The sequence below is a fragment of the Meiothermus luteus genome (assembly GCF_003574085.1).
Classification (GTDB): Bacteria; Deinococcota; Deinococci; order Deinococcales; family Thermaceae; genus Meiothermus; species Meiothermus luteus.
In genome coordinates this window covers 1-13,389 of record NZ_QWKZ01000074.1, presented here as the reverse complement: position 1 = coordinate 13,389, position 13,389 = coordinate 1, and the positions used below count along the sequence as shown (strand labels likewise).

The 13,389-nt window shown below is 67.5% G+C and carries 15 protein-coding genes; 10 read left to right on the top strand and 5 right to left on the bottom strand.

All coding sequences use genetic code 11. The features are described from left to right. The first annotated feature begins 184 nt into the window (after positions 1-184). The gene (locus Mlute_RS10820; RefSeq protein ID WP_119360661.1) at positions 185-1,519 is read left to right on the top strand and encodes a DUF3422 family protein; all 1,335 of its coding nucleotides are present in this window, start codon (positions 185-187) and stop codon (positions 1,517-1,519) included. Positions 1,520-1,544: 25 nt separating this feature from the next. Here the strand turns inward: Mlute_RS10820 and Mlute_RS10815 are convergent, their stop codons facing one another. The 4 genes from Mlute_RS10815 to Mlute_RS10800 form a co-directional block, all read right to left on the bottom strand. After that, positions 1,545-1,748 (bottom strand): YgaP family membrane protein, encoded by a 204-nt coding sequence (locus tag Mlute_RS10815; RefSeq protein ID WP_119360660.1) that lies wholly within the window; start codon positions 1,746-1,748, stop codon positions 1,545-1,547. Positions 1,749-1,780: 32 nt separating this feature from the next. Further along, the gene (locus Mlute_RS10810; protein WP_119360659.1) at positions 1,781-2,260 is read right to left on the bottom strand and encodes a TlpA family protein disulfide reductase; all 480 of its coding nucleotides are present in this window, start codon (positions 2,258-2,260) and stop codon (positions 1,781-1,783) included. A gap of 156 nt (positions 2,261-2,416) precedes the next feature. Further along, the gene (locus Mlute_RS10805) at positions 2,417-3,859 is read right to left on the bottom strand and encodes an NAD-dependent succinate-semialdehyde dehydrogenase (protein WP_119360658.1); all 1,443 of its coding nucleotides are present in this window, start codon (positions 3,857-3,859) and stop codon (positions 2,417-2,419) included. Positions 3,860-3,884: 25 nt separating this feature from the next. Beyond that, positions 3,885-4,556, bottom strand: a complete 672-nt coding sequence (locus Mlute_RS10800; RefSeq protein ID WP_119360657.1) for a M23 family metallopeptidase — start codon at positions 4,554-4,556, stop codon at positions 3,885-3,887. A gap of 97 nt (positions 4,557-4,653) precedes the next feature. Here Mlute_RS10800 and Mlute_RS10795 point away from each other — a divergent pair, with 97 nt between their 5' ends. The 9 genes from Mlute_RS10795 (at position 4,654) to Mlute_RS10755 (ending at position 11,861) form a co-directional block, all read left to right on the top strand. Beyond that, on the top strand, positions 4,654-5,259 hold the full coding sequence (locus tag Mlute_RS10795) for a GNAT family N-acetyltransferase (RefSeq protein WP_119360656.1): 606 nt from the start codon (positions 4,654-4,656) through the stop codon (positions 5,257-5,259). 229 nt (positions 5,260-5,488) lie between these two features. Beyond that, complete coding sequence (locus Mlute_RS10790; protein WP_119360655.1) at positions 5,489-5,908, top strand: hypothetical protein; 420 nt, start codon at positions 5,489-5,491, stop codon at positions 5,906-5,908. Positions 5,909-5,986: 78 nt separating this feature from the next. After that, positions 5,987-7,132 (top strand): CaiB/BaiF CoA transferase family protein, encoded by a 1,146-nt coding sequence (locus Mlute_RS10785; protein ID WP_119360654.1) that lies wholly within the window; start codon positions 5,987-5,989, stop codon positions 7,130-7,132. A gap of 14 nt (positions 7,133-7,146) precedes the next feature. Further along, positions 7,147-7,947 carry an ABC transporter ATP-binding protein gene (locus Mlute_RS10780; RefSeq protein WP_119360653.1) on the top strand — a complete coding sequence of 267 codons (801 nt, stop codon included), beginning with the start codon at positions 7,147-7,149 and terminating at the stop codon, positions 7,945-7,947. Beyond that, entirely contained in the window at positions 7,931-8,707 is a 777-nt protein-coding gene (locus Mlute_RS10775) for an ABC transporter permease (protein WP_119360652.1), read from the top strand. The genes Mlute_RS10780 and Mlute_RS10775 overlap by 17 nt, the downstream gene beginning before the upstream one ends. A gap of 40 nt (positions 8,708-8,747) precedes the next feature. Next, positions 8,748-9,746, top strand: coding sequence for an ABC transporter substrate-binding protein (locus Mlute_RS10770; RefSeq protein WP_119360651.1), 999 nt, complete (start codon positions 8,748-8,750; stop codon positions 9,744-9,746). Positions 9,747-9,773: 27 nt separating this feature from the next. After that, positions 9,774-10,151: a RidA family protein gene (locus Mlute_RS10765; protein ID WP_119360650.1), complete on the top strand. Its 378-nt coding sequence runs from the start codon at positions 9,774-9,776 to the stop codon at positions 10,149-10,151. Then, a complete protein-coding gene (gene meaB, locus Mlute_RS10760) occupies positions 10,148-11,077 on the top strand; it encodes a methylmalonyl Co-A mutase-associated GTPase MeaB (protein ID WP_119360649.1) in 930 nt (309 codons plus the stop codon). Before Mlute_RS10765 ends, meaB begins: the two co-directional genes overlap by 4 nt. 7 nt (positions 11,078-11,084) lie before the next feature. Beyond that, positions 11,085-11,861 (top strand): PIG-L deacetylase family protein, encoded by a 777-nt coding sequence (locus tag Mlute_RS10755; RefSeq protein ID WP_119360648.1) that lies wholly within the window; start codon positions 11,085-11,087, stop codon positions 11,859-11,861. A gap of 4 nt (positions 11,862-11,865) precedes the next feature. Here the strand turns inward: Mlute_RS10755 and Mlute_RS10750 are convergent. Beyond that, positions 11,866-13,389 (bottom strand): glycerol-3-phosphate dehydrogenase/oxidase (locus Mlute_RS10750; protein ID WP_119360647.1); only part of this gene is annotated, 1,524 nt, incomplete at its 5' end.

Sequence of the window (13,389 nt, the reverse complement as noted above, 5' to 3'; positions counted from 1 at the left end):
CTCCTGGAGCGCACCTACCGGGTGATGGCGCAAGGGGCAAGGGGCCTGGTGTACGGGCGAAACATCGTGCAGCACAAGAACCCCCGGGGAATGGTGCGGGCCCTGATGCGTATCGTGCACGAGGGGGCCACCCCAGAGGAGGCCGCGGCCTCTCTGAGCGGGGTCGGGGCATAATGGAGGGAGAATGGTACGCCCCATAGAAGCCTACCGCGAGGCGGGGGTGCTCCCGCCCGACGACCCCCTGCGCCTGCAGCTCCACAACGAGCTGCACGCCCGGCCTACCCCGCACATCCGCCTGCCCGCCTTGGTGCTGCAGGTGGCCGTGCGGCACGAGGGGGTGAGCCGGGAGGTGGAGCTCGAGCACCTGCGCCGCCTTTCGGGCCTGGGAGAGCTCGAGCTCGACCAGCTCGCCGGCACCTACCTGCGCCTGCGCCTCCCGGGGGGCTCGCTGCGCTGGGAGCGGCACACCGAGTTCAGCACCTACACCCTGGTACAGGGCATGCCGAGCCTCGAGCCTAGCCCCGAGGTCAACCTGCTGGAACACCTAATCTTGGACCCGGCCTGGCTAAGGGGCATTCCGGGCCGCACCCTCTCGGCGATGAAGCTGATCATGCTCCATGGCGCGGTGGAGGAAGCCCTAGAGGTGGCCCGGCCCTGGTTTGGCGGGGGACCGGTGGTGGCCTCGGTGATGGGCCGGGGCGGGCATAGCTGCGCCGTGACCGACTTCCGCCTACGCCCAAACGGCTTCGAGCGGATTGTGGTGGTGGCCCCTCCGGGCACCAGCGAGACCCGCGCGGGGCGCATCGCTTCAAGGCTTCTTGAAATCGAAGCCTACCGCATGATGGCCCTGCTGGGCTTTCCGGTAGCGCGGGCCTTGCGCCCCATGCTCTTGGAGTCCGAGCAGGCCCTGGCCCAGATTACCGCCCGCATCCGCGACGCCAACCAAGCTGATGCCGAGTTACTGGACGAGCTCGAGGCCCTGGCAGCCCGCATCGAGCACGCCATCGCCGAGCATAGCTACCGCTTCAGCGCCACAGCGGCCTACCACGCCCTGGTCAAGGCCCGCCTGGCCGAGCTGCGCGAGACCCCCATCCCCGGCACCCAGACCATCGGGGAGTTCCTGCAGCGCCGCTTTAGCCCGGCCATGGCCACCGTGGAGTCCACCGCTGCCCGGCTTGCGGCCCTTTCCCAGCGCATCGAGCGGGCCGGGGCGCTCCTGCGGACCCGGGTGGACATCGCCCTGGAAACCCAGAACCAGGAACTGCTGAACAAGCTCCGGCGTGGCCAAGAACTGCAGTACCAGCTCCAGCGCACAGTAGAAGGGCTCTCCGTCGCAGCCATCTCCTACTACGTGGTGGGCCTTCTGTACTACCTCTTCAAGGCAGGTAAGGAAGCTGGGCTACCCCTTTCACCCGAGCTGGCCGCCGGGCTGGCCATTCCGGCGGTGGTGCTGGGGGTCTGGTGGCTCACCCGAAAAATTTACCACCGCTTGTCCCAGGGAGAGGGCCGGGGCAAGTAGCCGGGAGCGCCTGAGGCCTAGGGCCTCAGGTGGCCTTGCCACGGGTGTTGATCTTGAGCAAGGCCCACAAAGGGCAGAAGTTGAGGCTGGCGGTCACCAGCAGAACCACCCCCAGAATCCCAAACACCCAGGCCCACCCGCCGCTGCTGCCAAAAAAGGCGATGAGCAGAAGGACCACAGCCAGGATGTAGCGGATCACCCGTTCCCTGCTTCCGATATTGGGAACCATTGCTCCCTCCTTCCCAAGGCGGAATCCTCAGGCTACTCGTACCCGGCCAGGGCCAGGTCGTCCTTGAGGGACTCCACCTCCACCTTACCCGCATACAGGTTGACCACCCGGCCTTCTCCGTCCAGCACGAAGGTCCAGGGCTGCCCCAACACCCGGTAGCGGTTGGCCACCGCCGCCGGGCTGTCCCCTCCGGGCAGGGCCACCAGCGGAAGGAAGGCCGGGTAGCTTTTCATGTATTCGCGGACCACCTGCTCGCTGTCCCGGGGCTCCCGGCTGATGACCACGAAGGGCACCTTGTACTCCTGCGCGAGCTGGTGCAGCTTTGGGAACTCAGCCCGGCAAACGGGGCACCAGCTCGCCCAGAAAGTTATGACCACCGGCTTCCCTTTGAAGCTGGCCAGGGTGTAGACCTTGCCCGAGAGGTCGCGCAGGCGAAAGTCCGGTGCCATCTGCCCCTGGGTTGCTGCCAGGGCGCCCAGCGCCAGGAACAGGGCTGTAAGCCAAAACCTCATCGCCGCCTCCAGGATACCTAATGCGGGTATCTTTCCAGTCAACGATAGCAAGGGGACAGGCAAAAAACAAGGGCGCCCGTCACCCTACCCACCCCACCGCGGCGACCCCGCGCCTGGGGCCCTACCTCGTGGCCCCCTTTGCCCCCCAGCCGCACCTTAAGGCAGCGCGAACGAGACGAGCTTGGTCTCGAGGAACTCCTCCAAGCCCCACCGTCCTCCCTCCCGGCCTAGGCCGGAGTTCTTGTAGCCACCAAAGGGCAGGTTGGCGCCCATCGCGCTGGGCACCGGGTCGTTGACCCCCACGATGCCGTACTCGAGGGCCTCCGCCACCCTGAAAGCCCGGCTCAGGTCCTTTGTCCAGATATAAGCAGCCAACCCGTAGTCGGTATCGTTGGCCCAAGCGATGACCTGCTCCTCGTCCTCAAAGGGCATGATGGGGGCCACCGGGCCAAACGTCTCCTCCTCTAGGATACGCATGCCAGGGCGAATCCCGGTAAGAACCGTTGGGGCATAGAGGAGGCCCCCCAAGGACCGTCCCCCTGTGGCCACCTTGGCTCCCTTGGCAAGGGCGTCCTCCACATGGGCCACCACCTTATCCAGCCCCTGCTTGTCCACCAGGGGGCCAATCTGGGTGCTGGGCTCCAGCGGGTCGCCCACCCGGAGGCCGGCCACCGCTTCCGCCAGGGCCTGGGCGTAATCGGCCTCGAGGCGTCGGTGGACGTAGATGCGGTTGGTGGTGACACAGGTCTGACCGGTGTTGCGGTACTTGGAGAGGAGGGTGAACTCCACCGCCTTCTCTAGGTCGGCGTCTTCAAAGACAATAAAAGGAGCGTTGCCCCCCAGCTCCAAGGAGATCCTCTTCAGGGTATCGGCGGCCTGCCGGTAGAGGATTTTGCCCACCGGCGTAGAACCGGTGAAGGTAATCTTACGGATGCGCATGTCCTCCATAAGGACCTTAGAAACCGGCACAGGGTCGGAAGCAGGCAGGACCTGAAGGGTTCCGGGCGGCCCCCCTGCTTCCTCCCAGAGCTTGGCCAGGTACAAGGCGCAAAGCGGGGTCTGCTCGGCAGGCTTGACAATCACGCTGCAGCCCACCGCCAGCGCCGGGGCAGCCTTGCGGGTAATCATGCTGGTCGGAAAGTTCCAGGGGGTCACCGCATACACCGGCCCCACCGGCTCGTACAGGGCCATCGGGCGTTTGTGGGGAAAGCGCGAGTGGATGAGCTCCCCATTGACCCGCGGAGCCTCCTCGGCGCACCACTCCACAAAGCTGGCCGCGTACAGCACCTCGCCCTTGGCCTCGGTGATGGGCTTGCCCATCTCCAAGGCGGTCAGGCGGCCCAGCTCCTCCTGGTGGGCCACCAAAAGGTCGTTCCACCTGCGCAGGATGCGCCCCCGCTCAAATCCGGTGAGCTTCTTCCACTCCCTGAAGGCCGCCACCGCCGCGTCGGCGGCCAGCCGGGCCTCCTCCTCGCCGCAGTCGGAAACTTCGGCCAACACCTCGCCGCTGTAGGGGCTGAGCACCGGGAAGGTGCGGGGGGTGGGGTGCCAGCGGCCGTTCAGGTAGGCACGGGTAGGAAAGCTTAGGTCGGTGGTCATACCTTCAGCATACCCCTGGGAAAGGCTAGCGGTTCCGGGCAGGGTTGACCAGGGCCTTCCAGTCCCGGTCCACCAGAAGCGGCAAGGGGTTGATCACCCGGTAGTCGCAGGTGCGGCGGCTGCCCGAGTAGACCCCAAAGTGCAGGTGGGGCGGGGTGGTGCGGGCGTTGCCAGTGTTGCCCACGTAGCCGAGCAGGGTCTGGGGCGTGACCCGCTGGCCCTCCTTCAGGCCTGGGGCGTAGCGGTCAAGGTGGGCGTAGTAGTAGCGCCGGCCCCCTGGCCCCACCACGAAAACGTAAAGCCCTCCCCGCTGCCCATGGCCGATGCGCCAGACAAACCCATGGGTCGCCGAATAGACCGGGGTGCCGCGAGGGGCGAAAATGTCCTGGCCTTCGTGAACGCGCCAGCCGTCCCGGGGGGCCCCAAAGGTATCGGCCACCTGCCGTACCCGAACGCCCTGCACCGGCATCAGAAGGCGCGCATCGGGCTCCTTAGGCAGGCGCTGTAGGTAGTCCTGCAGCTTCTGTCGGTACTGGGCCCAGCGCTCCTGCTCCCGCCGCTCGGCCTCGGTGCGAGGGGCAGGCCGGTTGAGGGGGAGCGGGTTGCAGACCCGACCGGGCTCCGCATCGGACTCGGGGGCCTGGGCCAGGGCAGGAAGCCCGCAGAGCAAGGCCAACATCAACCAAAGCGGGTACATGGGACCAGTTTTTCCGGCCAAGATGAGGCTTGGAAAAAAAGGCTCTCACAAAGCCACGCCGGCACCCTTAGGCCACCCCTGGGGTAAGCTAGAGGCCATGGAGCTCCGGGTGGATGTGCTGGTGGGGGCCGAGGTGGAGCCCTTTATCCCTGAGCTGGCCCGGCTACGCATCTCGGTCTTTCGCGAGTGGCCCTATCTGTACGAGGGCAGCCTCGAGTACGAGGCGCGCTACCTGGCCAAGTTCACCTCCCTTCCAGAAGGGACCCTGGTGCTGGTGCGGGACGGCGAGCGGGTGGTGGGGGCCTCCACCGCGCTGCCCCTAGCCCAGGCCGAGCCCGAATTTCAAGAGCCTTTCCTTCGGGCCGGGCTCGAGCCCAGCGGGTGGTACTACTTTGGCGAGTCCGTGCTGGAGCCAGCCTACCGGGGGCGCGGGCTGGGGGTGGAGTTCTTCCGGCGGCGCGAGGCCCGGGCCAGGGAGCTGGGCTACGCCTGGGCAACCTTCTGCGCCGTGGAGCGCCCCGCCGAGCACCCCTTGAAGCCTGCCGGCTACGTGCCGCTGGACGGCTTCTGGAGCCGGCGAGGCTACACCAAACGCCCCGAGCTGCGGGCTTACTTCCCCTGGAAGGACCTGGGGGAGGCCCAGGAAACCCCTAAGCCCATGGTCTTCTGGGTCAAGCCGCTGGAAGGGGGGGGCCTACCATAAGGGCCCCCAGCGCGCAACTGTTTCACAACCCCACCCGGCCGCGACCCACCTGTTAAGCCACAATTTCCCGCTACCCTTTTGGGAAACCCCTAGGTTGCCCACAGACTTATCCACAGGAACCCCGGGGTTATCCACAGAGTTATCCACAGCCCCTGTGGAGAACCCTAAAGAAAAGGTGAGGGGGGTTTTCACCTCCGTCCCATCCGGGTCCGAAAACATAAGGGCACCTATGCCCATGGACGATTCCGGCCGTCTCAAGCGGGGGCTCCTGCGGCAAATTGCCGGCTTGCTCAACCGCTGCCCCCACTGGGTGGCCTCCCCCACGCTCGAGCAGGACTGCGTGCTGGCCCGCTCGCCCACCGGGGCGATCTACCGGATTGAAGTACACACCCAGCAGGAGGCCCAGCACAGGCTCCAGCAATGGCCCTGGGAAACAGGAAGGCTCATCCTGGTCCTCCTCTCGGGCAACCCCCAGGCCCTTGCCGCCCCGGCCGGGGTGCACCTATGGACGCTGAACGAGCTGGACTACTTGGTCATCGCCGCTGACCTCGAGTCCAACGCCCCCCTGGCCCACCTGGGCCTCGAGGTCGCCCTCCCCAGAACCACCCTCTCCGCCTCCATCCCCCAGCACGCCACCCAGGGGTACTGAACGGCCCACAGGAGGCTTGTCCCAGCCCCGCCTTGCCCCTATACTCTGGGGAAAACTTTTGCGTGCGAAAACCCGGGTATGGGCGCGCTTGACGGAGTACGGGTACTCGAGCTGGGCAGTTTTATCGCCGGCCCCTTTGCCGGCCAGCTCCTCGCCGACCACGGCGCGGAGGTCATCAAGGTGGAGCCCCCAGAGGGCGACGCGATGCGCCGATGGGGGGTGCAGCTCAAGGAGGGGGAGTCCCTCTGGTGGCCGGTCATCGGGCGCAACAAGAAAAGCGTGGTCCTCGACCTGCGCACCGAACGGGGCCGGCGGCTGGCCCGGGAGCTGGCCCTCCGGGTGGACGTGCTTTTGGAAAACTTCCGGCCTGGGGTGCTGGAGCGGCTCGGGCTCGAGCCAGAAGCGCTGATGGCGGAAAACCCCCGGCTCATCGTGGCCCGGGTCTCGGGCTTTGGGCAAAGTGGCCCCTACCGGGACCGGGCGGGTTTTGGCAGCGTGGCCGAAGCCATGGGAGGGCTGCGCTACCTCACCGGCTTCCCCGACCGGCCCCCACCCCGGGTGGGCCTGTCCATCGGGGATACCCTGGCCGGGCTTTTCACCGCCTTCGGCATCCTGGCGGCCCTGCGGGCGCGCGAACAGACCGGACAGGGGCAGATTGTGGATGTGGGCCTCACGGACGCGGTGGTGGCGGTTTTGGAGAGCGTGCTCACCGAGTACAGCGCCTTGGGGGTGGTGCGCGAGCGCACCGGAAACATCCTGCCGGGGGTGGCTCCCTCCAACCTCTACCCCACCCAAGAAGGCCGCTACATCCAGATTGGGGCCAACGCCGACGGCCCTTTTGCCCGGCTATGCCAGGCCATGGGCCGCCCCGAGCTGGCCCAAGACCCCCGCTTCGCCACCCACCTGGCCCGAGGAGCCCACCAGACCTTGCTGGACGAGATTATCGCCGGATGGACCCGCACCCTGAGCCTGGAGGAGCTGGATCGGCTCTTGGCTGAGCATGGGGTCCCGGCAGGGCCGGTCAACAGCGCCCGCGAGGTAGCCCAGGACCCCCACTTCCGCGAACGGGGAACCCTGCTGGAGGTGGAAACCCCCCTGGGCCGGCTGGTCATGCAGGGGGTGGTGCCGAAGCTCTCGGCCACCCCAGGCGGCATCGCCTGGGCCGGCCCCCCCCTGGGGGCCCACACCGAAAGCGTGCTGCGCGCGTTTGGCCTGGAGAACTAAGGAAGGGGCAACGCATGGTTGAAACAAGTGTCAGAGCAAAAGCGGCGGTGGAGGTGCGCGGGCTCACGGTGCGCTTCGGCAGCTACACCGCGGTAGAAGGGGTGGACCTCGAGGTGGGGGAGGGCGAGTTCCTGGCCCTGGTAGGCCCCACGGGCTGCGGGAAAAGCACCCTCTTGAACGTGGTGGCGGGGCTTCTGCCCCCCTCCGCTGGAGAGGTCTACGCGCTGGGCGAGCCGGTCGGTGGGCCCAACCGGAAGGCCGGCTACCTGTTCCAACAAGACGCCCTACTGCCCTGGAAGACCGCTTTGGACAACATCGCCATGGGCCTGGTGTTCCGCGGGGTGCCCCTCAGGGAAGCCCGCAACCAGGCCAGGCCCTGGCTCGAGCGGGTCGGGCTGGCCCGCTTCGGCGACCGCTACCCGCACCAGCTCTCCGGGGGGATGAAAAAGCGGGTCGGGCTGGCCCAGGTGCTCATCACCAACCCCCGGCTGCTCTTGATGGACGAGCCCTTCTCGGCGCTGGACGTGCAGACCCGGCACCTGATGGAGAACCTGCTGCTGGAGCTCTGGCAGGAGGACCGCAAATCGGTCATCTTCATCACCCACGACCTCGAGGAAGCCATCGCCCTGGCCGACCGGGTGGTGGTGCTCTCGGCAGGGCCGGCCAGCCGGCCCATCGGCAGCTTCGCCATCCCGCTGCGCCGGCCTCGGGACGTGGCCGAGGTCCGGCTCACCGAGGAGTTCTTGGGCATCCACCAGGAGATATGGTCGCTGCTGCGGGGGGAGGTGCAGAAGAGCTATGCCCAACAAGGCTAAGGTACGCCTCTGGCAGGTCGGCATCCTGTTGGTCTTTCTGGGGCTTTGGGAGTGGGGAGCCCGCACCGGCCGCCTGGACAAGCTCTACTTTGCCCAGCCCAGCGAAATCGCTGCCCGAATCGTCAAGTGGTTCAGCGAGGGCGACATCTACCGGCACCTTTGGGTGACCTCGGTGGAGATGCTCCTGGCCTTCGTCATCGGAACCCTGCTGGGGGTGGCGATGGGGCTCTGGCTGGCCCTCTCCCCACCGGTGGCGGCGGTGCTGGACCCCTACATCAAAGCGCTGAACTCCATCCCGCGGGTCCTGTTGGCCCCCATCTTCACCATCTGGTTTGGGCTGGGCATGCTTAAGATGATCGCCTTGGGCATCACCCTGGTCTTCTTCGTGGCCTTCTTCAACACCTACCAAGGGGTGCGGGAGGTCAATCCAGTGGTGCTGGCCAACGCCCGGATGCTGGGCGCCGACGGCGGCAGGCTGCTCCGGCACGTGTACCTACCCTCGGCGGCGAGCTGGATTTTCAGCTCGCTGCGCACCTCCATCGGGTTTGCGGTGATCGGCGCGGTGATCGGCGAGTACCTGGGCTCAGCCGCGGGGCTGGGGTATATTATCCAGCAAGCCGAAGGGGTCTTCGACACCACCGGGGTCTTCGCTGGGATTGTCGTCCTGATGGTCTTCGTTCTGGCGCTTGACTACCTGGTGAGCCGGGTGGAAGCGCAGCTTCTGCGCTGGCGGCCCCAGGAGGCCGAGGCCCGGTCCTGAGGGTTTCGGGTGGCAGGCCCCAAAGTTTGGGAGGAGCGGTATGAGGAAGTCTGTTCTGTTGGCCCTGGCAGTTCTGATGCTCTTTGGTATGGCCCTCGCCCAGCAGCGGCGGGTGGTCCTGGCGGTGGGGGGGAAGACCGCGGTGGTCTACCTGCCGCTTACGGTAGTGGAGCGGCTCGGCTACTTCCAGCAGGAGGGGTTGGAGGTGGTCATCCAGGACCTCCAGGCTGGCTCGAGGGCCCTGGCCGCCCTCAACGGCGGCTCGGCCGACGTGGTGATGGGGTTTTACGACCACACCATCCAGATGCAGGCCCAAGGGCGGGACATCACCGCCTTTGTGGAGGTGGGCCGCTACCCGGGGGTGGTGCTGGGGGTACGGGCCGACCTAGCCGAGAGGGTCCAGGGCATCGCCGAGCTAAAAGGAATGAAGGTGGGGGTCACTGCGCCCGGCTCCTCCACCAACTTTTACCTCAACCACTGGCTCATCAAGGCCGGCCTTCGGCCCTCCGAGGTGGCGGTAATCGGGGTGGGCACCGGGGCCCAGGCGGTGGCGGCGGTGGAGCGCCGGCAGATTGACGCCATCGTCAACGTGGACCCGGCCATCACCCTGCTGCAGCGGCGCAACCTAATCAAGGTGCTGGCCGACACCCGCACGGCCCAAGGAGCCCGGGCGGTCTTCGGAGGGGAGTACCCCGCGGCGGTGCTCTACACCACCCGGGGGTGGCTCGAGCGCAACCCGGAGACCGCCCAAAAGCTGGTCAACGCGATGGTGCGTGGGCTGCGCTGGATGCAGGGCAAAAGCCCCGAGGAGATCGCCCGGGTGCTGCCCGAGGAGTATTTCCTGGGCGACCGGGAGCTCTACTTGCAGGTACTCAGGAACTCCGCGGAGATGTTCTCCCGCACCGGCCGGTTCAGCGACAGCGCGCCGTTGCGGCCCCTCACCGTGCTCTCCGGCTTTGACGAGGCGGTGGCGAGGTCGCAGATAGACCTCAAGAAGACCTACACCAACGCCTTTGTGGACCGGGTGCCCAAGCCCTAAGGTGCCCCCTTGGTATAAGCTTTAGGCATGAGCCTGAAGCCCGTACAAACCGCCCAAGCCCCCCGGGCCATCGGTCCCTACAGCCAAGCCATCGTGGCCGGGGGAATGGTCTTCTGCTCCGGCCAGATACCGCTCACCCCCTCCGGGGAGCTGGTCGCGGGCGATGTGGAGGCCCAGACCCACCAGGTGATGCGCAACCTGGCCGCGGTGCTGGAGGCGGCCGGAAGCTCCTGGGAGAAGGTGGTGCAGACCACCTGCTACCTGGCCGACATGAATGACTTCCCGGCCTTCAACCAGGTCTACGCCCAGTACGTGCGCGAGCCCTACCCTGCCCGGGCCACGGTGCAGGTGGCCCGCCTTCCCCGCGATGTGAGGGTTGAGGTCGCCTGCATCGCCCTTCTATGAACCTATACGAGCGCTTTTTGGCCCAAGATGCCCGCGCGCTGGCCCGGGCCATCACCCTGGTAGAGGCCGGTTACCCCGAAGGCCAGGCCCTGCTGCGGCGGCTCCGGGGACGAGGTAGGGCCCGGGTGGTGGGCCTCACTGGGAGCCCCGGGGCGGGCAAGAGTAGCCTCACCGACCGGCTCATTGAGGAGGCCCGCAGGCGCAACGAGCGGGTAGCGGTGCTGGCCGTGGACCCCAGTAGCCCCTTCACCGGGGGGGCCATCCTAGGCGACCGCATCCGCATGATGCGCCACCACCAAGACCCCATGGTCTTCATCCGCTCCCTAGCCAGCCGGGGGGCGCTGGGTGGGCTGGCCGGGGCCACCGTGGCCACCCTGGCCCTGCTCGAGGCCTTCGGATTCGACCGAATCTTTGTGGAAACCGTGGGGGTGGGGCAAAGCGAGGTGGACATCGCCCGGGTGGCCGACACCACGGTGCTGGTGCTCACCCCCGCGGCGGGGGATGCGGTCCAGGCCTTCAAGGCCGGGGTGATGGAGATTGCCGATGTTTTTGTGGTCAACAAGTTCGACCTGCCCGGTGGGGAGCGCATCGTGCAGGAGCTCAGGACCACCTTAGAGCTGGCCGCCCCCCGCCCGGGGGGCTGGAAGCCGCCGGTGCTCACCGCGGTAGCTCCCAAGGGCGAGGGCATCCCCGAGCTGTTTGAGGCTATAGAGGCCCACCACCAGCACCTGCTTGAGCATAACCTGCTCGAGGCCGACCGGCTCGAGCGGGCCCGCTTTGAGGTAGAGAGTGTTATCCAGGAGTGGGGCCGCCGCAAAACCCGTGAGGGCCAGGCCCTTATCGTCCGGGTAGCCCGGGGGGAGCTGAGCCCGGAGGAGGCGGCCATGGAGCTGATGGGCCTTCCCCGAGGCGTTGAGGCCAAATAGGAACCCCATGCGCCTTCTGGCCGTTTTCGCCCACCCCGACGACGAGTCGTTCTTCTGCGGGGGCACCCTGGCCAAGTACGCCTCCATGGGCCACGGGGTCTACTTGGTCTGCGCCACCCGGGGGGAGCAAGGGGAGGTTCGGCATCCGGAAATAGACCCCGACCGCTACCCCAAGGGGGAGGCCCGGGGCCGGCTGCGGCAGGCCGAGCTGGAGACCGCCTGTCGGATTTTAGGCCTCCAGCCGCCCATCTTCCTGGGCTACCAGGACTCGGGGTACCCGCTCGAGGTGGCCCAGGCCAACCCTCAGGGCCTCATCCACCAAAGCCTGGCAGAGGTAGAGGAAGCCTTGCTTGAACACATCGTGCAAATCCGGCCCCAGGTGGTCATCGGCTTTGATCCTCAGGGCTACTACGGCCACCCAGACCACATCCACCTCCACCGGGCTACCCTGGGGGCCTTCTGGCGGGCTGGCAACCGGATGGCCGACCCCCCCCGGCGCCTGTTCTTCCCGGTGCGATCCAAGGAACGGGTGGCCCGAACCCGCTTTGACCCCGACCGCTATGGGGTGTCCCCCGATTCCATCGCGGTGCGGGTAGACGTGCTCCCCTACGCCCAGACCATCCGGACAGCGCTCCTAGCCCACCGCTCACAGACCGGGCCAGAGGAGGGCTTTGGGCAGGTGCTGGAGGAGTGGCCGGGGCTTCTGGAGGAGGAGTGCTTCGCTCTAGGGGGGCTGCGCGGGGGCTTTCTAGGGGAAGGGCCGGACCTGCTGGCGGGGCTATGAGGGCCTAAAGCCCGCTCAAGAGCTGCTTTCGCCCCTCTTCTACCCGCTGCTGCCGCTCCTCTTGAGTCCACCCCAGCTCCTGCCCTAGAAGCTCCCCCACCCGCGCCAAGGCGGCCTGGGCGGCCTGGGTGTCCAAAAAGGCCAGGCGGGCGCGGCGGGCCAGCACATCCAAAGGGGTCTGGGCCATCTCAAAGCGGACCGCGTAGACCACCTCAGCCTCGAGGTAGGGCCAGCCCTCCGCCAAAGGCGCCCCATAGCCCTCCAGAACCAGCCGGGCCACCTGGGGGGCCCGGGCCCCGTAGGTCTGGTGCAGGTGTTCCGCCACCTGGGGGGGAAGGCCCATCTCCTCAAGACTCCGGGCCCCTTCGGGGTCAAACCCCTGCCCGCCCACCAAAGGGGTCTCTGCGCTCCGGGAAGGCCCCGCCGGAAGCCCCAACCGGCCCGCGGCGTAGTCCACCAGGTCCTGGGCCATCTTGCGGTAGGTGGTCCACTTGCCCCCAGCCAGGGTGATGAGGCCCGAGGGGCGCTCCTCTATCAGGTGGTCGCGGGCCAGCCGGGCGGTATCGGTGGCCCCCCGGGCCACCAGCGGGCGCAGCCCCGACCAAGCCGCGCGCACCGCCGAGCGGGGTATCTCGCCCAAGTAGGGACGCACCTGCCGCAGGATGTAGGCCACCTCCTCCTCACTCACTGGGGGATGATCGAGCACCGCAGCGGGGTTATCGGTGGTGCCCACCAGGGTCCCCCCCCGCCAGGGCAGCACGAAGAGCACCCTTCCGTCCTCGGTCCTGGGCACCAGCAGGCCGGTCTTCGGGGGGGTGTAGCTGGCGTCCAGCATCAGGTGTACCCCGGAGCTCGGGGCGATGATGGGGGGGGCCTCGGGATCGTCCAGCCGCCTCAGGGCATCGGCAAAGGGCCCGGTGGCGTTGACCACCCCGCGGGCCTTGACCTCCACCTCCCGCCCCCCTAGGCGGTCTTTCACCACCGCCCCGGCAAGCCGGCCGTTGGCCTTGATAAGCCCGGTCACCTGGGCGTGGTTGAGCACCACGGCCCCGTGAGCCGCGGCGGTGAGGACCAGCTCCAGGTTGTACCGCGCGTCGTCAAACTGGCCGTCCTGGTAGGCCACCGCCCCTTTGAGCCCCACCGGGTTGAGCGCGGGAAAGAGCCCTAGGGCCTCGAGCCTCGAGACCAACCGGGCCGGGGCCAGGCGGGCCTTGCCCGCCAGGAGGTCGTAAAGCTTGAGGCCCAGGTAGTAGTAGGGCAGCTCGAGGGGCCGGTAAAGCGGGGTAAGCAGCCATAAGGGGCGCGTTAGATGGGGGGCCAGCCGAAGCAGGATGGCCCGCTCCCGCAGGGCATCGCGCACCAGGTTGAGCTGCACCCGGTCTAAGGTCTTCAGCGCGAGCTCCAAGTAGCGCACCCCGCCGTGGATGAGCTTGGTGCTGCGGCTCGAGGTGCCCTCGGCAAAGTCGTAGCGTTCCACCAGGGCCACCCGAAGGCCCCGCAGGGCCGCCTCGAGGGCCACCCCGGCCCC